This is a genomic window from Sporosarcina sp. P1 (genome assembly GCF_002743155.1).
Lineage (GTDB): Bacteria > Bacillota > Bacilli > Bacillales_A > Planococcaceae > Sporosarcina > Sporosarcina ureae_B.
This window is the reverse complement of the sequence record NZ_PDYS01000002.1, coordinates 172,228-190,907: the sequence shown is the minus strand read 5'-3', so window position 1 is coordinate 190,907 and position 18,680 is coordinate 172,228. Positions and strand designations below refer to the sequence as shown.

Annotated in this window: 17 protein-coding genes; 7 read left to right on the top strand and 10 right to left on the bottom strand. The window is 40.9% G+C overall.

Annotated features, from left to right (window positions below):
- The first annotated feature begins 109 nt into the window (after positions 1–109).
- The 3 genes from CSV73_RS03805 (at position 110) to CSV73_RS03795 (ending at position 3,185) form a co-directional block, all read left to right on the top strand.
- Positions 110–1,300 carry a coenzyme F420-0:L-glutamate ligase gene (locus CSV73_RS03805; RefSeq protein ID WP_085132086.1) on the top strand — a complete coding sequence of 397 codons (1,191 nt, stop codon included), beginning with the start codon at positions 110–112 and terminating at the stop codon, positions 1,298–1,300.
- A 124-nt stretch (positions 1,301–1,424) separates the two neighbouring features.
- The gene (locus CSV73_RS03800) at positions 1,425–2,237 is read left to right on the top strand and encodes an alpha/beta fold hydrolase (RefSeq protein ID WP_085132087.1); all 813 of its coding nucleotides are present in this window, start codon (positions 1,425–1,427) and stop codon (positions 2,235–2,237) included.
- A gap of 3 nt (positions 2,238–2,240) precedes the next feature.
- The gene (locus CSV73_RS03795) at positions 2,241–3,185 is read left to right on the top strand and encodes a GGDEF domain-containing protein (protein WP_099626691.1); all 945 of its coding nucleotides are present in this window, start codon (positions 2,241–2,243) and stop codon (positions 3,183–3,185) included.
- A 48-nt stretch (positions 3,186–3,233) separates the two neighbouring features.
- Here CSV73_RS03795 and CSV73_RS03790 read toward each other — a convergent pair whose 3' ends face one another.
- Together CSV73_RS03790 and CSV73_RS03785 are read right to left on the bottom strand one after the other, a co-directional pair.
- Positions 3,234–4,418: an MFS transporter gene (locus tag CSV73_RS03790; RefSeq protein ID WP_099626690.1), complete on the bottom strand. Its 1,185-nt coding sequence runs from the start codon at positions 4,416–4,418 to the stop codon at positions 3,234–3,236.
- 12 nt (positions 4,419–4,430) lie between these two features.
- Positions 4,431–4,850: a MarR family winged helix-turn-helix transcriptional regulator gene (locus CSV73_RS03785; RefSeq protein ID WP_099626689.1), complete on the bottom strand. Its 420-nt coding sequence runs from the start codon at positions 4,848–4,850 to the stop codon at positions 4,431–4,433.
- A gap of 183 nt (positions 4,851–5,033) precedes the next feature.
- On the opposite strand from CSV73_RS03785, the gene CSV73_RS03780 reads away from it, so the two are divergent.
- Complete coding sequence (locus CSV73_RS03780) at positions 5,034–6,266, top strand: dicarboxylate/amino acid:cation symporter (protein WP_085132091.1); 1,233 nt, start codon at positions 5,034–5,036, stop codon at positions 6,264–6,266.
- Positions 6,267–6,371: 105 nt separating this feature from the next.
- Here the strand turns inward: CSV73_RS03780 and CSV73_RS03775 are convergent, their stop codons facing one another.
- The 4 genes from CSV73_RS03775 to kynU form a co-directional block, all read right to left on the bottom strand.
- On the bottom strand, positions 6,372–8,012 hold the full coding sequence (locus CSV73_RS03775) for an S-layer homology domain-containing protein (protein WP_099626688.1): 1,641 nt from the start codon (positions 8,010–8,012) through the stop codon (positions 6,372–6,374).
- Between the two features lie 67 nt (positions 8,013–8,079).
- Positions 8,080–8,898, bottom strand: coding sequence for a tryptophan 2,3-dioxygenase (gene kynA, locus CSV73_RS03770; protein WP_099626687.1), 819 nt, complete (start codon positions 8,896–8,898; stop codon positions 8,080–8,082).
- Positions 8,895–9,527 (bottom strand): arylformamidase, encoded by a 633-nt coding sequence (gene kynB, locus CSV73_RS03765; RefSeq protein WP_085132094.1) that lies wholly within the window; start codon positions 9,525–9,527, stop codon positions 8,895–8,897. Before kynB ends, kynA begins: the two co-directional genes overlap by 4 nt.
- Positions 9,524–10,795 (bottom strand): kynureninase, encoded by a 1,272-nt coding sequence (gene kynU / locus CSV73_RS03760; protein ID WP_099626686.1) that lies wholly within the window; start codon positions 10,793–10,795, stop codon positions 9,524–9,526. Before kynU ends, kynB begins: the two co-directional genes overlap by 4 nt.
- Before the next feature lie 117 nt (positions 10,796–10,912).
- On the opposite strand from kynU, the gene CSV73_RS03755 reads away from it, so the two are divergent.
- Positions 10,913–11,227, top strand: coding sequence for an MGMT family protein (locus CSV73_RS03755; RefSeq protein ID WP_099626685.1), 315 nt, complete (start codon positions 10,913–10,915; stop codon positions 11,225–11,227).
- Positions 11,228–11,572: 345 nt separating this feature from the next.
- Here CSV73_RS03755 and CSV73_RS03750 read toward each other — a convergent pair whose 3' ends face one another.
- From CSV73_RS03750 to CSV73_RS03740, 3 genes are read right to left on the bottom strand one after another with little or no spacing between them, the layout of a single operon-like run.
- Positions 11,573–12,310 carry an amino acid ABC transporter ATP-binding protein gene (locus CSV73_RS03750; protein ID WP_085132098.1) on the bottom strand — a complete coding sequence of 246 codons (738 nt, stop codon included), beginning with the start codon at positions 12,308–12,310 and terminating at the stop codon, positions 11,573–11,575.
- A complete protein-coding gene (locus CSV73_RS03745) occupies positions 12,307–13,023 on the bottom strand; it encodes an amino acid ABC transporter permease (RefSeq protein ID WP_085132099.1) in 717 nt (238 codons plus the stop codon). The genes CSV73_RS03750 and CSV73_RS03745 overlap by 4 nt, the downstream gene beginning before the upstream one ends.
- The gene (locus tag CSV73_RS03740; protein ID WP_085132100.1) at positions 13,013–13,834 is read right to left on the bottom strand and encodes an amino acid ABC transporter substrate-binding protein; all 822 of its coding nucleotides are present in this window, start codon (positions 13,832–13,834) and stop codon (positions 13,013–13,015) included. The genes CSV73_RS03745 and CSV73_RS03740 overlap by 11 nt, the downstream gene beginning before the upstream one ends.
- A gap of 235 nt (positions 13,835–14,069) precedes the next feature.
- Here CSV73_RS03740 and CSV73_RS03735 point away from each other — a divergent pair, with 235 nt between their 5' ends.
- Together CSV73_RS03735 and nhaC are read left to right on the top strand one after the other, a co-directional pair.
- The gene (locus tag CSV73_RS03735) at positions 14,070–15,581 is read left to right on the top strand and encodes an APC family permease (RefSeq protein WP_085132101.1); all 1,512 of its coding nucleotides are present in this window, start codon (positions 14,070–14,072) and stop codon (positions 15,579–15,581) included.
- A 666-nt stretch (positions 15,582–16,247) separates the two neighbouring features.
- A complete protein-coding gene (gene nhaC / locus CSV73_RS03730; protein ID WP_085132102.1) occupies positions 16,248–17,627 on the top strand; it encodes a Na+/H+ antiporter NhaC in 1,380 nt (459 codons plus the stop codon).
- Positions 17,628–17,633: 6 nt separating this feature from the next.
- On the opposite strand, the gene CSV73_RS03725 is transcribed toward nhaC, so the two are convergent.
- A complete protein-coding gene (locus CSV73_RS03725; RefSeq protein ID WP_099626684.1) occupies positions 17,634–18,584 on the bottom strand; it encodes a hypothetical protein in 951 nt (316 codons plus the stop codon).
- Positions 18,585–18,680 lie beyond the last annotated feature (96 nt).

Below are 18,680 nucleotides of genomic sequence, written 5' to 3'. Positions count from 1 at the left end.
AACCCTCCTTATATCCCCTATTAAGTATATTAATTTTACTTATACCACAAATGGACGTTATAATACAAAGAAGAGTGATCAAATTGAGTTTCACTAAGGAGCGATTGTTTTGGGAAGAGTTGTAGGAACGGTTGTTAGAGGATTACGTTGTCCGATTATTAATGAAGGTGACAATATTGATCAGATCGTAGTGGATAGTGTATTAGAAGCTTCTAAAAAAGAAAATATCACGTTTCAAGATAAAGATATTGTATCTATCACGGAGTCAATTGTAGCGCGTGCGCAAGGAAACTATGCAACAATCGATCATATCGCAAAAGATATCGAAGCAAAATTCGGCGATGATACTATTGGTGTCATTTTCCCTATTCTAAGTCGTAACCGTTTTGGAAACTGCTTACGCGGTGTTGCAAAAGGTGCAAAGAAAATCATTTTAATGCTTAGCTATCCTTCCGATGAAGTCGGAAACCACTTAGTTGAGCTTGATCGTCTAGATGAAAAGGGAGTTAACCCTTGGACTGATGTATTGACTGAAGCTGAGTTCCGCGAACATTTTGGCGATAACAAACACCCATTTACGGGCGTTGACTATATTGAATACTATAAATCATTGATGGACGAGTTCGGTGTAGAACATGAAGTCATCTTCTCCAATAACGCGAGAACGATTTTAGATTATACGAAAACTGTATTGACTTGCGATATCCATACACGTTTCAGAACAAAGCGTATTTTGGAAGCAAACGGCGCCGAGAAGATTTATGGTTTGGATGATATCTTGGCAACTTCTGTCGACGGCAGTGGCTACAATGAAGAGTTCGGCTTACTTGGCGCAAACAAAGCTCAAGAGGACAGTATCAAATTGTTCCCTCATAGCTGTCAGCCGATAGTGGATAACATTCAGAACATGTTAAAAAAAGAAACAGGCAAGCATATTGAAGTGATGATTTACGGAGATGGCGCATTCAAAGACCCAGTAGGTAAGATTTGGGAACTTGCTGATCCAGTCGTATCCCCTGCTTATACAGATGGGCTTGACGGTATTCCCAATGAAGTGAAACTAAAATACTTAGCTGATAATGATTTCTCTGAGTTACGCGGAGATGAATTAAAGAAAGCCGTGTCCGATTTCATCGAGAACAAAGACACTAATCTAATGGGATCAATGGCTTCACAAGGAACAACTCCTCGTAAGCTAACAGATTTAATCGGATCGTTATCCGACTTGACTTCAGGTAGTGGAGACAAAGGCACACCTATTGTCTTTATTCAAGGATACTTCGATAACTTCACAAACTAAGAAATTACACCTGTGAGAATTCTCACAGGTGTTTTTTATTTTATCGCACAAGTATTATAAAAGAATCTTTCTATGCTACAATGGTAATAATTTACTTGAAGTTCAGAAGAAGGGATTTGAGTTTATGACAATAGATATTAAAAGAAGAAACGCTGTACATATAACAGGTTCCGGCGAACAAACGATAGTCTTTGCACACGGTTTTGGCTGTGATCAAACGGTATGGAATCAGGTCATTGCTGCATTTGAAAAACAGTATCGGATTGTGACGTTTGATTACGTCGGCTCTGGTAAAAGCGATAAGACAGCTTACTCAGTAGAGCGCTATGCATCATTACACGGCTACGCACAAGACGTAATCGAAGTATGTGACGCACTAGAACTAAAAGATATTATCTATGTGGGTCACTCAGTAAGCGGAATGATTGGTGTGCTCGCTTCTATTCAAAGACCTGACTTGATGGAAAAGCTGATCATGATCGGCCCTTCCCCCCATTACTTGAATGAACCTGACTACTATGGCGGATTTGAACGTGAAGATATTGATGAATTGCTCGATATGATGGAGATGAACTATAAAGAGTTCACCAAATATTTAGCACCCATTTCGATGAAAAATGAAGATCGACCACATCTCTCCGAAGAGTTCGAGTCTATGCTATGTACGAATGATCCTGGTATCGCACGTCACTTTGCAGAAGCAACATTCATGTCAGATGTTCGTGAGGAACTATATAAGGTTTCCACAAGAACGCTTATTTTACAGCCGACCGAAGACTCTATTGTACCGGTTGAAGTAGGACACTATATTCATGAGCGCCTTCCGGACAGTGAACTAGTCATCATGAAAGCAAAAGGACATAACCCACATATTAGTCACCCTAATGAAACAATTGAAGAGATTAAACGTTTTCTCGAAGAGGATAGGAGCGTATAAATTATGGACGAGCGGTTAGACTTATTGCCTTGCGGATATTTCGTCTTAACAAATGATTGGGAGTTTGTTGAAATGAATAAGACGATGCGAGATATATTATGCCTAGACAACATGCCGCGACATATGCATGACGTGCTAACAGTTCCATCTAAAGTCTATTTCCAAACTTACTTCGTGCCGTCCATTTCTGTGCACCATGAAATACGGGAAATGTATTTAAACTTTAAAGTGGATAAATGCCCCCTTCCTGTATTGATGAATGTCACTAAACGTAATGGATTGTATGAAGGCATAGTTGTCCAGATTAAAGTACGGGATGAATATGAAAATCAGTTATTAAAATCAAAAAGAGAAGTAGAAAAAATTCAACAACAGACGGATGAAGCGTACAATAAATTACTTGGATTGCTTGAGGAAGTAGAGTCCAAGCAACAGCAACTTCTCGAATTGAATGGAGAACTTCAAGAACTAGCTACACGAGACGAATTAACAGGACTCTATAATCGTCGTGTATTTCGAAGAAGTCTAGACGCTGCGATCGAGCGTGCTGAACTCTATACGATACGTTCGTTCTCTTTATTGTTGTTTGATATCGACCATTTCAAAACTGTCAATGATACATATGGTCATCAGGTCGGAGATGATGTACTGAGGGAATTAGCACGCAAGTTGGAGCACAAAGTTTATTTTCCCGACATAGTAGCTCGAATTGGCGGCGAAGAATTCGCAATATTATTTGATGATCCTGATCACCAAAAGAACTGTGAAAGAGCGGAAGAGCTTCGATGCTATATTGAGAACTCCGAATTGGGTAGCATCTCGATAACCGTCAGTATGGGAATTACGAGTTTCCAAAAAGGCGACCAATCAAAGTATATTTATGGCAGAGCTGATGATGCACAGTATACTTCTAAACGTAATGGTCGAAATCGATTAACACACATATGAAAAGACACTACTAATATTATGTAGTGTCTTTTGTGTAGTTTATCAATTTCATTTCACGCTAGCACGTTGGTGCATCCGACTGAATAGCATGAATAAGCCAAGCGCGATAAGTACTACAACCATGAGAACCAAATACAGTTGTTGGTAGCCGATGATTGGTACAAGTAACCCGAGTACATATGGACCAAAGCCAAAACCAAAGTCTAAGAAAATGAAGAACGTGGATGTAGCAACACCCAAACGCTCTGGTTTAACACCTTGCAATGCAATCGCTTGTGCACATGATTGGAAGTTCCCAAATCCAAGCCCAAGCACACCACCCGCAAGCAATAGCATCCAACCTGCACTCACCTCACTTAATAATAACAATCCACCAGCAAATATTAACAACGAAGGATAGACAACAAACTTATTACCCTTCACATCCAATAGTTTACCGGTGTATGGTCTCGAGAGCAGTACAGCGATGGCGTATACTAAAAAGAAGAAGCTGGCTGCACTCACTAAGTTGATTTCCTCTGCGTAGAACGAAATGAATGACAGTACACCAGAATAAGCAATAGCAGCTAACAATGTTACGAACGCGATCGGTAATGCCCGCACTTCAAATAATCCGCGAATTCCTAATTTCTTTGCTGTCGCCTGTACATTCTTTTTAGGCATGACTGTGGGTGTTTTCTTAACAAACATGAACATGGCCGCACAACCGATACTGAGTATCAGGCAAAACGTAAAGAGTACGTTGAAATGATAGTGCTGACTTAAGAAAATACCGAAAAATGGTCCAACAGCTGTAGCAAGAACCGTGCTTAAACTGAAATACCCAATTCCTTCACCTCTACGTGAAGGTGGAAGCATCTGAGCTACCATCGTACCTGTTGCGGTAGAAGAAATGCCTAGTCCAACTCCATGGAAGAATCGATTCGCCATCAATAACGGTAAGTTTACTGCTCCGAAATAAAAGGCGGATGCTAATACAGTGACTAATAATCCTATCAATAAAATATTCCGGCTGCCGACCTTTTCTATTAAACCACCTACAGCAAGGCGTGCAATTAGTGTTCCAATGATGAAAATACCTGACACGAGACCTGCAACACTGGTTGATACGCCATACTCTTTCACTGAATAAGGCGCAATCGTAACTATAAGTAAATACATTACTAACATTAAAAAGAAGTTGATGATTGATGTAACGATAAAGTCCTTTGTCCAAATCGTTTTATTATCCATTTAACCACTCTCTCATTTATGAAGATTTTTATTTGCTTGTTTTAATATATGAATGCCCGCTTCTAAATCCTCTTCTGTGGCACCCTCAAGTAAATTCTCATAAAACTCTTCCAAGCCCGCTATAATATTTGATACTGTAGCTTGTCCTTGTTCAGTCAGACCAATCCATTTCTCCCTGCGGTCTGTTCCGGGACGGACACTTACTAAACCCATTTCCAATAGACGCTGAACAATTTTAGTAACACTTGGCTTTTCAACTTGTCTACGTACTGCAATTTCTGCTGACGTCATTTCACCTTCTATCCACAATAGCTTCAGTATTCCCCATTGTGAGTGAAATAATTGATATGGTGCTAGCAAATTATTTAGTCGATTCAACAATGGACGATAGAGTTGAACATATTCTGCAAAAAACTGTTGTGATTGCTTCAAACATTTACACCTCTTATTTTTAGTTAGTCTAGTTAATCATTGGCATTATTCTAAATCTTTTCTAATGGAAAGTAAAGCAATACCAAGATACATAACGTAACCTATTTATGCGGATATGATATGATAAAATAATATTCTCATCCATTTATTCACTAACGGAGGGAATACGTCACGAACAGGAGAGTGGTACCCATTTGGAATACGTATAAGAACACACCTTTTGTCGCTAAAATCACGATTGGATTTATTGCGGGCACCATCCTTGGAATCTTTTTTAATGACTACACTACTTTCCTTAAACCGTTTGGAACCTTGTTATTAAATTTACTCAGCTTGGTTGCCATTCCTGTAATCTTCTTGACGGTTGTATTAGCTGTTAATCAAATGAATTTAGCCCAACTTGGCAAAATGGGCGGTAAGTTACTTCTCTATTATATGGCGACTACCGCCGCCGCTGTATTAATCGGACTTTCACTGGCGATGTGGATCAAGCCGGGTAGACATTTGACTTTACCTACTGACGCAGTAGTGGAACCTCCACATGCACCTGGATTTTCAGAAATCCTGTTACAAATTGTGCCAAGTAATATATTTGAAGCTTTTACTTCTGGAGATTTGATGGCCATTTTGTTCATTGCCATCATCATCGGTATGGCCATGTCTTCCATGAAGTTTTCCAAAGATACGAAGCTCGTTGAAATGGGAAGTTTTCTCGACCGTTTCTTTAACGCACTTAATACGATGTTCTATAAAATTCTTGAAGGTGTTTTGTTATATGCACCAATTGGTGTTTTCGCGATCAGTGCCACCGCTTTTGGTGAACAAGGATGGGAAACCTTACTTGGACTATTGTCATTCGTAGGTGTATTCTATCTTGGCGTTTTGATTCTCTGGTTATTTGTCTACAGTGGATTTCTAAAACTTTTTGGAAATCCAGTATTGCCTTTTTATCGTAATACGAGAGATGCCTATACAACGGCATTCTTTACTTCTAGTAGTATTGCTACGTTGCCAATAGCGATTGAATCTGCTAAAAAAGCGGGTGTCTCCGAGAATACAGCAAACTTTGCTTTACCGCTCGGTGCAGTCTTCAATTCCGACGGCGGCGCATTGCGCATGGGGATTTCCCTCGTTTTCGCAGCAAATATTACGAACTTGAATCTTTCTGCTGTAGATTTTATCGTTATTATCGCGATTGGAACCTTACTTTCTATTGGAACAGCTGGCGTACCCGCTGCCGGATTGGTTACTCTATCTGCAGTACTCACTATGTTCGGATTACCGCTTGAGATCGTCGCTCTGATTGCCGGAGTCGATGCATTGATTGGTATGGCAGGTACCGCTTCTAACGTCATGGGGGATATCGTCGGTGCCGCTGTTGTGGATAAGAAAACACCGCGTAAGAAATTTGCATAAACCGCACCGTTGATCGACGGTTAACTAATGTCGTTTTCTAAAATAGAACAAAATCAAAAGGCAAACCTCAATGCGAGGTTTGCCTTTTGACTTTTGCATTATTAATTATTGTCCAAATGCTTCCATAGAATGAACGATCATCTTTGCAGCATGCGCTCGCGTTGTTGCATGGTTTGGCATGAACTTGCCATTGTCTCCTGTTGCTATGTTCATTTGGTAAAGACCTGCTATTGCCCACTGCGTGTCTTTTGAGAACTTCTTAATATCCGTAAACGGTGCAGCGATTGTTGGCGCAAACGGCTTTCCAGTTGCTACTTCATACGTTCGGCTAAGTACTAATGCTAACTGCGCACGAGTGATGGGCTTATTTGGCATGAAGTGTCCATTTAATCCACTTACTAAGCCATGATCAAAGGCCGCTTGAATATCCATTTTTGTGCTATCTGCGTAGTCTGCTAAATCATTAAATGCCCATTTTTTGCTTTTAGGCTTTAAATCCAGTGCACGAACAATAATTGACGTAGCTTGTGCACGTGTTAGTGATTTTTCCGGCCGGAACGTATGATCCGCATAACCACTCACAATACCTTTCATTGCCGCCATTTCAATTACATCTTTAGCCCAGTGATCTGTGATATCTGTAAACATCACTGTTGGTTCTGCCGGCTCTTTCTCTAATGTGTATTTAGTATGCAAGTGTTGCTTGCTCTTTTTACCGTTCTGATCAACAGCTTGAACAGAGAAGTGATACTCTTTATTCGGCTCAAGATCTGTCATTTCATAAGATAATACAGGTGACATCACTTCGCCTACCATTTTATCGCCAATAAAGACTTGATACGTCGAAATCATTCCCGTATCAATAACCGGTTTCCAGTTTAGCTCTACTGTTGTGGCATTTTTAGCTGAGACAGTAAGTGCATCTTTAGCAAACCATGAATAGTTCTCCATCAATGATTTGTGGAAAGCCTCCTTTACTACTTTGTAGCCCGCTTGACTTAAATGAATATTTTCAGGATTAGGCAGGTACGTATAAGGATCTTCAGCGATTTTCTTTGATGTGTCAACAAACTGCGCTGTAGTGCCTGTCATACCTTTTTTAATTGCATCATTTAACGTCATGACAAGCTGATTCACTATCGGTTGATTCTGTGGACTCAAGTAAGGGAATGGATTGTAATAGCCCATCACATATACTTGTGCACTCGGATTCAGTTGATAAATTTCCGCCAAGATTTTTTGCGTATTCATCCCGACTTTCATTATAGCTGCCTGTAATTCCTCCGCGTTGAATTGCGGGGTACCTTTGTCGTCAAACGTAAACTTTGGCAACACATCATTTGCACCAATTGTTAACGTAATGAGATTGGCTTCTTTCACCGATTGACGAAGAGTAGCAGTTTTTTCGGAATGTCCAATACCTATAATTGGTTTCGTGACGTCCATCTCAAAATCTTTTAAGACATCATCTGTTTTATAGCCCGGGTACGAAAATCCTTTATTACTTGCTTGCAATACTTCACTCGTAGCCAATTCCTCTGCTAAAAAGTCCGTATAGCCTTTACCCAATTCGTTATTCGGTGTGACACCCGCTGCTAATGAATCCCCTAATGCTAAATAATTAATAGGAGAAATCCAAGTAGGGGCTTTTTCAGGATCTGCAGCAGACGCTTGTAACGGCATAACGGCTATTTGTAAAACTAAGGCAAATGCCATCACAATATAGCTAATCGACTTTTTGGTCATTATACATACCACCTTCCCATTTTCAGATTATTATAAAATTAATGATAGTCGCTAGCTTGCCAGTTTGTCAAATTTCAGTTCGAACGTCCCACAGTTCTGGAAAAAAGCGATGATCAAGTACAGATTTTAAATAATGTACGCCCGATGAGCCACCTGTACCTTGCTTAAAGCCAATGATGCGCTCCACTGTTTTCATATGCCTAAAGCGCCATTGCTGATGGCTGTCTTCGATATCCACTAGCTTTTCTGCCAATTGATACAAATCCCAATATTGATCTACATCCCGATAGACTTCAAGCCATGCAGCTGCTACACTCGGATCTCCTTCATAAGTAATTGAAAAATCACGTGTTAGTAAATTCTTATTGATAGCAAAGCCTGCACGTGCCAAAGCTTGAATGGTTACATCATAAATTCCTGGTGCTTGATACGCTTTTGCCAATCTCTCTGACAGCTCGGAATCCTTTTGATAGATTTTAATAATATGTGATTGTTTATAACCTAAAGCAAACTCTATTAGCCTATTTTGATAGGATTGGAATCCTGAGGCCTTACCTAAACCGTCCCGAAATTCCATGTATTCGGCAGGCGTCAGCGTAGCCAATACATCCCACGCCTGAATAATCTGAGTCTGAACTTTAGAGATGCGAGCAAGCATTTTGAACGCTTCCGGCAACTCGTCATGCTGAATCGATTTGATTGCTGTTTCCAACTCATGCAAAATCAGCTTCATCCACAATTCATTTACTTGATGAATCACGATGAAAAGCATTTCATCATGATGTCCAGATACACGCTCTTGGCTCGATAGTACCTTATCTAAATGCAAATATTCACCATACGTCATCGATTCCCGAAAGTCGGTATGGATCCCCTTTTCCTTCATGACTGTAACCTCCTGACAACTGCACGGACAGGACTTCCATCCGCATCTTCTAATGCTAATGGCAATGCAATTAACTCATAACTCCCTTCTTCCAATGAATGCAATACTAGATTCTCGATGATGATTACATTATTACGATATAATGAATGATGACCAAGTAGATCTTTGCTAGTCTCCGAATCAACAGAAGGCGTATCTACACCGATTAGACGTATACCCCGCTCTTTCAATAACGGTCCGACATCCTCTCCAATGACCGTGAAGTTCTCAGGAAACTTCGTTGGTGTTGGGTGACTCCCAGTTTTCAATAATAATCGTTCAGCACCGCCGAAATCAAACAACTCCAAGTCTGCCCTTGTCACACAACTAACTCCTGTTACATCTACTAAAAAAGCTGTACCTATATACAAATCCACCGGTAATTCCAAAATCTTCAGCCCATCATCGTCATAATGAAAAGGTGCATCCGTATGCGTGCCGATATGTGTACTCATTGTTAATTTACCAATATTAACAGAGCCGGATTGCTCTTTCGTCACGGTCACTTCATAGCTAAACGGTGTGTCACCAGGCCACTCCGCAATACGTTGATTCAAAGGCTGTGTAATGTCGATCCACTGATTCGTCATGCAACCACCCCGCGTTCATTCGGAAACTGTTTATATACATCTTCTTGCATGATCTTTTTGAGAATTTGTATCGTTTGCCAAACGTCTTCAAATGAATTATACAATGCAACAGGTGCTAGTCGAATACCATCAGGTGCACGGAAGTCTGGAACGACACCTTGTGCTTTCAATGCTTGACATATTCTTGCGGCTTCCTTGTGCTGAAGTAATATGTGGCCTCCACGCGAATCGTCTAGTGGATTCCCGATACTAAAAGAATACGCACCGAGTTCATTCTCTATACAACTCAACATAAAGCTGGTCAGTTTCAATGACTTTTCACGGATCCCCTCCATTCCAAGCTCCTCGAACATTTCGAGTGAACCGAGTAGCGGAGCCAGGCTCAATATATGCGGTGTGCCGATTTGGTATGCACCTGCATCTGTTGCAGGCATCATCGTATGATTCATATCAAATTGCCTTGTCTTATCAGAGCCGAACCATCCTGCAAGCCTTGCTTCTATACCAAAATGTCGTTCGTTGACGAATAAACCGCCAACAGATCCAGGTCCGCCATTCAAGTGTTTATATGTACACCAAAAAGCGAAATCTACGTCCCATTCATGGAGTGCATGCATCACAGATCCAACCGAATGCGATAAATCGAATCCAATGGGGATACCTCTTTCTCTTGCCGCTTGCGTAAGCATTTCCATATCCAGCACCTGACCACTACGATATAAAACGGATGGAAGTACAATCAACGCGACGTCCTCCGTCATTGCATCAATAATTCGGTTTTCATCCAACGTCAGACCATCTTCACTTTCCACACGAATCAGATGCTCTTCCGGATCAAGGCCTCGTACACGAAGCTGACTTTGTAATGCATAGATATCTGAGGGGAAATTCAATTCATCCGCTACTATTTTCGTTCGTTTCCCTGAAGGCCGATAAAACGTGGAAATCATTTGATGTAAATTTGTCGTAGTGGAACCTGTCGCAATCACTTCGGACTTTTCCCCTCCAACTAGTGGTGCCATTCTTCCGCCTATTTGTTCTGCCAGGTAATACCACGGATGCATTCCCTCCGTCCAGCCATCAATGGCAAGTGTTTTCCAAGTATCTAACAGTTCGAATAACTTCTTCTCTGCACGTTTTGATAATAATCCAAGTGAATTACCATCCATATAGATTTTCTCTAGCGGCAAATAAAATTCCTCTCTGTAAGGTGCAAGTAAATCTTGTTGATCTAGTATTTTTGCATACTCAAGTGTATTGGAGTTCATATATATTCTCCTTTCTTTACATAAAGAATACCATAATAGCATTCGATGTCGTCTGAATATTGGCATGACTGCCCATGATATTCTATGCTAGACTTTATTGAAAAGGAGGTTTTCACTATGGAAACATTTACAGAACAGGCCATAGCAATTATCCAAGCAATTCCTCCAGGTCGTGTGATGACCTATGGACAAGTGGCCGCAGAAGCAGGCAACCCTCGTAGCGCAAGACAAATCTCACGTATTTTACATTCCATGAGTGCTAAATATGAATTACCTTGGCATCGCATTATTAACGCACAAGGTGGAATCTCTACCCCGGAAAATGCTGAAGGTAAAGGCGAGACGCAGCGGGAACGATTGCTCGCGGAAGGTGTTCAATTCAACGCAAACGGTCGTGTCTCCCTCGATACGTATCGCTGGCATCCCGACTGAATGGAAGTAGGTTATGAGGTCGATATGAGCGCTTGGGCAAGCTGGTAGAGCGGTCGTCCAACTGTGTATTGAGCGGTTAACGCGGCAATATGAGCGCTCGGCCATGTTGATAGAGCGGTCGTCCAACTGTATTGAGCGGTTAACGCGGCAATATGAGCGCTCGGCCATGCTGATAGAGCGGTCGTCCAACTGTATTGAGCGGTTAACGCGGCGATATGAGCGCTCGGCCATGCTGATAGAGCGGTTAGCGATGAACTATGATCATTCATAGCACTAATGCGCGCAAAAGCAAATTTCAACACAAAAAAATCGCTTGGCATCAAATATGCCAAGCGTTATCTATATCTATACTTGTAATAAACTCAAAAACTTCTTCGTTCGTTCATGCCTTGGATGGTTGAAAATCTCAGCTGGTGCACCGCGTTCTACAATGACGCCATCATCAATAAAGATTACTTCATCGGCCACTTCCTTGGCGAACCTCATTTCATGTGTTACGACAGCCATCGTCATACCTTCATGCGCTAAATCTTTCATGACTCGAAGTACTTCACCGACAAGTTCAGGATCCAGAGCGGATGTCGGTTCATCGAACAACATGACTTTTGGATCCATCGCAAGCGCTCGCGCAATCGCAACACGCTGCTGCTGACCGCCTGAAAGTTGAAAAGGATACTTGTCTTTATGATCAGCTAGTCCTACTTTATCTAGTAATAGTTCTGCCTTCTTTACGGCTTCCTTATGTGATAGACCTTTGACTGTAGTGAGTCCTTCTGTCACATTACCTGTCGTTGTGAGGTGTGGAAACAGGTTATAGCTCTGAAATACCATTCCTGTCAACCTACGAAAAGCACTGATTGACTTTTTCGAGACCGATGAATTAAAGTCTAACTTCTGTCCATCTATAGACAGTACACCGCCATTTGGTGTTTCAAGCACATTCAAACAACGTAACAACGTAGATTTACCAGAACCCGATGGACCGATTATAACGACCACTTTTCCCTGCTCGATTTCTAAATCTACATTTTTTATCACTTCTTGCGATCCGAAAGACTTTTTCAGTCCCTGTATAGAAATCATGTTAATCCCCCTGACTTACCGACTACACGATCCAGGCGTATTTCAATTCTGCCTTGAACAATCGACAAGATGAAACAAATCACCCAATAAACAAGAGCCGCCATGATATAAACGAATAAAAACTCATAGTTCATAGAGGCAATTTCTTGCGCCCGCCTAAATGTCTCAGCTACTAAAATCGTAGCTGCGAGAGAAGTATCTTTTACCAATCCAATAAAGGAATTCGAAAGCGGTGGTACGGATACTCTAGCAGCTTGTGGTAAAACAATCTTCCGCAATGCTTGCGAATAATTCATCCCAATAGAATAGGCTGCTTCCCACTGCCCTTTAGGAATGGACAGTATGGCTGCTCGAATGATTTCTGAGGCATAAGCACCGACATTCAATGAAAATCCTATGATCGCAGACGGGAAAGGATCAATGGTGATACCAATTGTTGGCAACCCGTAGAATATGATAAATAATTGTACAAGCAAAGGTGTTCCACGGATGATGGATACATAAATCCGCGCTATTGCTCGTAACAATTTGTTAGAAGAAATTCTTGCCAATGCAGTAAAGATTGCAATGATCAATCCAATACTAAATGCGATGATTGCCAAGGGGATCGTATACTTAATAGCCCCCTCAATCAATGGCCCGATGGATGTTGATGCGATTTCCTGGAATCTTTGTATCCGTTCGGGACTGAGTGCAATCGTATTAAGATACATCTTCGCCGAACCATTTTTCGGAGATCGTCTTCAATGTACCATCTTCACGCATCGCATCCAACGCTTTGTTTACTTCTTCTATTAAGTCTTCATTGCCTTGTCTGAATAAAAAGGCGCTCTCTGATTGATTTTCTTTAGAGATTTCTTCTTCCTCAACAACTTTAATAGGAGCATCAGGTTTTTGCTTCAAGTAGTCGAGTGCAGAAAGTTTATCATTATACGTACCATCTACTCGTTTTGAAATGACTAGGTCGACGCCTTGGTTGAATCCATCAATTTTTATAATTTCCGCACCATTCGCCTTCGCTAGTTCGCCATAGTTACTTGTCAATGTCTGTGCAGCTTTCTTTCCTTTCATTCCATCAAACGCAATATCAGCGTCTTCACGAACGATTAAGACAGAGTTCGAATGCGTATAAGCTTGAGAGAATTCATATTTCGCTTTACGTTCTTCATTAACACCGACTTGGTTAGCAATCATATCAAATCGTTTTGCATCTAATCCCGCGAAAACTGCATCCCATTGTGTTTCAAAAAACTTTGCTTCCACGCCTAAACGTTTAGCTACTTCTTGTGTAACTTCTACATCGTACCCTGTAAGCTTTCCTGATTCATCATGAAATGAGAAAGGCGCGTATGTTCCTTCTGTTCCTACATTGAGTACTCCGGTTGCGAGTACATCTTCTAGCAGACCGTCTTGCTCTGCTGGTTTTTCAGCGGAGTCATTGGGCTTACTTTCTTCTTTACCACCACATGCTACCAAAAAAGCAGCCAATAAAACGATCATAAATGGTATGAGAACTTTCTTCATTTATAAAACCCCACTATTCTTATAAGTATTTGTTGTTTAGAATCATAAAAGATTGAGTAGACTCTGTCAACATGTAAAGCTTGCATCATATGTTATTACACTATACAGAATTGTTAGTCAAAATTAAATACTTCTGTCTTAAGATATTAAAATAGTAATATTGTGCCTAACACGTTTTGATTGCCTACAGAAGGGGCATACAATCGCTATACTACTAACTTAGGGGTTGGATCACATGGATCAAGGATCTGAGAACGCAAGAAGGAAATTAAATAAAACATTAAAGCCATCCTGGGTTTTTGCAATCGCACTCGGTTCATCTGTAGGTTGGGGCGCGTTCATCTTGCCAGGAGATTGGATCCAATCTTCCGGACCACTAGGCGCAATCATTGGATTAGGAATTGGTGCACTCGTGATGATGATCATCGCCTCCAGCTATGGTGTAATGATCAAGAAATTTCCGGTTTCCGGAGGGGGATTTACATATGCTTTTGTTGCCGCAGGGAAAGTATGGGCATTTATTTGCGGTTGGTTCTTATCACTTGGATATATATCCATCGTTGCTTTAAATGCTTCTGCACTCACTTTATTACTGAAATTTTTAGCCCCTGGATTTATGAAACAAGGATTTCTCTATAGCGTTGCAGGTTGGGACGTCTACATACCCGAAATTATCATTGCCAGTTTGCTGATTTTAGCATTCGCATTCATTAACACTACGGGAACAAGTATTTCAGGACGGATTCAATTTTATTTCAGCGTTTTGCTTGTTGTTGGTGTCATCGCACTTGGTATTTTCACATTCGCTGGGGCCGAACAACCGCTTGCGAATATGCAACCTTTGTTCAAAGGTAATCAGTCCATTATTACTTCTATACTTGTAGTATTGGCAATTGCACCATGGGCATACGTCGGATTCGATAATGTGCCACAAGCTGCTGAAGAATTTAACTTTTCTCCCCGTAAAGCAACTATGCTGATCGTAGCATCACTATTCACTTCTTTCATAATCTATGCAATCATGATTGGTTTAACTAGCTGGACATACCCTGCATCGGCAAATATCGGAGGCGGGGATTTATGGATAACAGGTGATGTGGTTCGATCCGCACTAGGAATCGGTGGATTAGCTGTGATGGCAGTAGCGATTGTCATGGGAATCTTCACTGGTTTGAATGGATTCTTCATGTCGTCAAGTCGTCTATTATTTTCTATGGCGCGCGCACGTGCATTACCTAACTTCTTCCGTGAGATGACGGCAAACCAAACACCTAAATGGGGGATCTGGTTCGTAGCATTCATTACATTGCCGACACCATGGTTTGGCCGCCAAGCATTGACATGGATCGTTGATATGTCTTCAACAGGCGTATCCGTAGCCTACTTCTTCACTTGTCTTGCAGCATTTAAAGTACTGGCTTGGGGCAAAGAAGGAATTGGACGCGAAATTGCACCATTAAAAAAGTTTTTGGCATTACTAGGTATGGTGGCAAGTGGATCGTTCTTGGCATTATTACTTGTGCCAAATTCTCCAGCAACACTCACTACACCTTCTTACTTACTATTATTCGCTTGGACAATCGTCGGCGTAATCTTCTACATGGTCATTCGCAAACGTTATAACAGTCTGACACAAGAAGAAACCGAGTATTACGTATTAGGTAAATCCATCGAGTCAGAAGTAATGGATACGGCGCCCGCAAAACCAGACACAGATCTACCAATTCCAAATGCCACGCGTACGTAGCATACTGAATAAGAGGGCTGTCACAAATCTACATTGCTTGTGGCGGTCCTTTCTTACAATGATATAACATGATTGAAATGATTATACCTAGCGCTGTATTGTTTACTCATTTAATTTGATAATTCAAGACAGTAAAAAATGCATTGTCACAAGTATTCATTCCCTTCTATATAGTTATATTTTAGTAATACCCTATTTTTTACAAATAACTCTGCTCGGAAAATAGCTTGAAAATGATTATGCTAGGAAAACGTTAGGACATCATTGTAAGAGGATGCGTTTTAGAAGGTTCGTGTTTAACTAATTAGATTACAATCGCATTGATAGGCATCCGACGCTTCACCTTGAGGAGCGTCGGATAGTCCCCTTCTAATTTTGGTATCAGTCTGCTTTCTTACATGAACTGTCACTTCTATTTTGCATACTTTCTATTGCATTCCCCTTTTGAAACATGCAGATAATCGGTCTATTCCTCTATTGACTTATCTTGCTGACGTGATAAAATTCAAAACGATAACTATCTATATATGTAAAGAGCGATCTATTATATAATGAATCAATATCTTCCATGTTTTCATTCGCAATAGCAGAGAGATAGAGCGGAATACTCCTTCGTCCTTTAAGGGGATGATAGGAGTATTTCTACATTTACAGGAGGTCATAAGCATGTTTCCAATTAAGGCGATTCATACGCCAACCGTTAAAGCGTCTGTCATACTAACTGTGCTGATTGTGGCAATGATTAGTACCAGTATCGTAGTATTCGAATCTGTACCACATGTACCCATTTTATTTGCTATTCTTTTATTATTCGGCTATGGATTATGGAAAAAGATCTCGTACAAAGAGTTAGAACGCGGATTGGTAGAAGGTGCAAGTTCTGGAATGAGCGCGGTGTTCTTGTTCTTCTTCATTGGAGTTCTCGTGAGTAGCTGGATGATGGGTGGAACGATTCCTACCCTGATCTATGCCGGACTCCAAATCATTACTCCAACGTTTTTCTATGCCATCGTATTCATCGTCACGGCCGTTATCGGCTTATCTGTCGGCAGTTCGTTGACAACCGTTGCCACGATTGGCGTGGCGTTCATTAGTATGGCGCATATTTTGGAGCTATCTTTGCCAATTGCGGCAGGCGCGATTGTCTCTGGGGCATTCTTTGGCGATAAGATGTCACCATTGTCTGATACGACCAATTTAGCCTCTTCAATTGTTGGTGTAGACTTATTCGAACATATACGAAATATGGGATGGACGACATTTCCTGCGTTCTTCATCTCACTTATCTTATTTGGCATATTATCACCCAACGTGACGTCTAGTGATTTTACGACAATTGAGAAATACAGTGATGCACTCATCGGTACAAACTTGATACATTGGTATACATTGATCCCTGTCGTAGTACTGATCATTTTGACATTCGTTAAAGTACCAGCTATTTTAACACTGGCTGTTAGTGCATTGTCCGCAATTGTCATTGCATATATTCATACGTTTTATGGAGTTTCCGAAGTATTGAGTATTTTATTTAGTGGTTATGAAGGATCTACAGGCGTAGCAGTTGTAGATGAATTACTGTCTCGCAGTGATGGAATGGAAGGCATGATGTTTACAATTTCGCTTGTGCTGCTCGCACTTAGTATGGGTGGCATGCTGTTCACATTAGGTATCGTCCAGTGCTTACTTACAAAAATAGACAGTGCATTACGTAAAGTGTCGTCAGTTATTTTGACATCTGCACTTACCGCAATTGGCATCAACGTATTGATTGGCGAGCAGTATTTATCTATCTTATTGACCGGCCAGGCCTTCCAATCTAGCTACGAAAAGGTTGGCCTAGCCAATAAAAACTTGAGCCGTGTAATGGAAGATGCCGGAACCGTCATTAATCCCCTTGTCCCATGGAGTGTGGCAGGAATTTTCATCACGACTGTGCTTGATGTTCCAACGATTGCTTATTTACCTTTTGCGTTCTTCTGTTTATTGAGCCCGATTTTAACTGTATTATTCGGCTATTTGGGGAAGACGCTGACCCGTATTTAACGCTAGTTACGACATGATAATATCATCTTGCTGCTGATCAAGTCGTCGAATTTCTTCGTCTAAAGCTGCACGTTTTCTTGCAAGTCGGTCCTGTATGCGACGGACATCTTGCATGACTGCGTGTAGCTTCTTTTTGCTGTCCGTTATTCGTGTATGGACCATCCAGTCGGAGAATATATTATCGAAAAACACGTCTGTGAATGTAAAGATATCATTTTTATTTACTTGGTAAGAATCTGTCGCAGCGTCTTGCACATCCATCAATTCTGTCTCGTAATGACGTAGTGCTCGTTGTGCTTGATGGACATGATCATCCGAACTGTTGATTTCGGAGTACTTTAATGCGGAAACAAAAATTCCTCCTCCCAAAAATGTATCCCACATCGATATCCCTTCCGCTGAATCTAGTTTCTTCATTGCGCCCGCCAAAGCTCGTTCCGCCTTTTCCCCCGCTTCAAACGCTTCCCCTATTTCACGCAACATAGAATAGACACGTACGCGATCGTCGGAAATCTTCTGAAGTGTTTGAGTAGCAACAGAATCATTCATTCGAATCCATGATTCTTTTTCCTTCAAAAAGTCTTCCCAGTCTTCAGCAATATGCATGAAATCTGGTTTATCCAGTTCATTACGCAGATCTTTCACTTCTGCAGTCAGATCTAATACGTTTTTTTCTGCCTCATTATATTTCAATTCTATTCCTGCTGCTTCTTCTATCTCCTTTTTCATCTTTTCGTCCCATTTACCTGTCCATTCACTAATTTTGTTCGTAAATGAAAACTTACCAAGCTTCACAATATCTCGCTGTTCTTTCGTTAACTGACGGTGAAGTTGATTACGTTTTTGTTTCATAGTGAGTAGTTTTTCGTTCGTCTGCTCTAAACGTTTCATCAAACGTCGCTGATTCACTCGTTTTTCCTGTAGAGTATTTTGTTGTTTTTGAATATCTTGCCGCATGTTAATCACTCCTTTCCTACTATACGATGATGTATTAAGGAAGGATTCATAATCTTCATGCATACTATTCAAAATTTATTCCATATTAAAGCTAAA

Coding starts and splice junctions, on each gene's coding strand:
- CSV73_RS03740 (WP_085132100.1), bottom strand. CDS start 13,834: ATGAAGAAAGTTCTCATACCATTTATGATCGTTTTATTGGCTGCTTTT.
- kynB (WP_085132094.1), bottom strand. CDS start 9,527: ATGACGAATCAGTGGATCGACATTACACAGCCTTTGAATCAACGTATT.
- kynA (WP_099626687.1), bottom strand. CDS start 8,898: ATGAAGGAAAAGGGGATCCATACCGACTTTCGGGAATCGATGACGTAT.
- CSV73_RS03725 (WP_099626684.1), bottom strand. CDS start 18,584: ATGCGGCAAGATATTCAAAAACAACAAAATACTCTACAGGAAAAACGA.
- CSV73_RS03735 (WP_085132101.1), top strand. CDS start 14,070: ATGGATCAAGGATCTGAGAACGCAAGAAGGAAATTAAATAAAACATTA.
- CSV73_RS03755 (WP_099626685.1), top strand. CDS start 10,913: ATGGAAACATTTACAGAACAGGCCATAGCAATTATCCAAGCAATTCCT.
- CSV73_RS03800 (WP_085132087.1), top strand. CDS start 1,425: ATGACAATAGATATTAAAAGAAGAAACGCTGTACATATAACAGGTTCC.
- kynU (WP_099626686.1), bottom strand. CDS start 10,795: ATGAACTCCAATACACTTGAGTATGCAAAAATACTAGATCAACAAGAT.
- CSV73_RS03795 (WP_099626691.1), top strand. CDS start 2,241: ATGGACGAGCGGTTAGACTTATTGCCTTGCGGATATTTCGTCTTAACA.
- CSV73_RS03775 (WP_099626688.1), bottom strand. CDS start 8,012: ATGACCAAAAAGTCGATTAGCTATATTGTGATGGCATTTGCCTTAGTT.
- CSV73_RS03790 (WP_099626690.1), bottom strand. CDS start 4,418: ATGGATAATAAAACGATTTGGACAAAGGACTTTATCGTTACATCAATC.
- CSV73_RS03750 (WP_085132098.1), bottom strand. CDS start 12,310: ATGATTTCTATACAGGGACTGAAAAAGTCTTTCGGATCGCAAGAAGTG.
- CSV73_RS03745 (WP_085132099.1), bottom strand. CDS start 13,023: ATGTATCTTAATACGATTGCACTCAGTCCCGAACGGATACAAAGATTC.
- nhaC (WP_085132102.1), top strand. CDS start 16,248: ATGTTTCCAATTAAGGCGATTCATACGCCAACCGTTAAAGCGTCTGTC.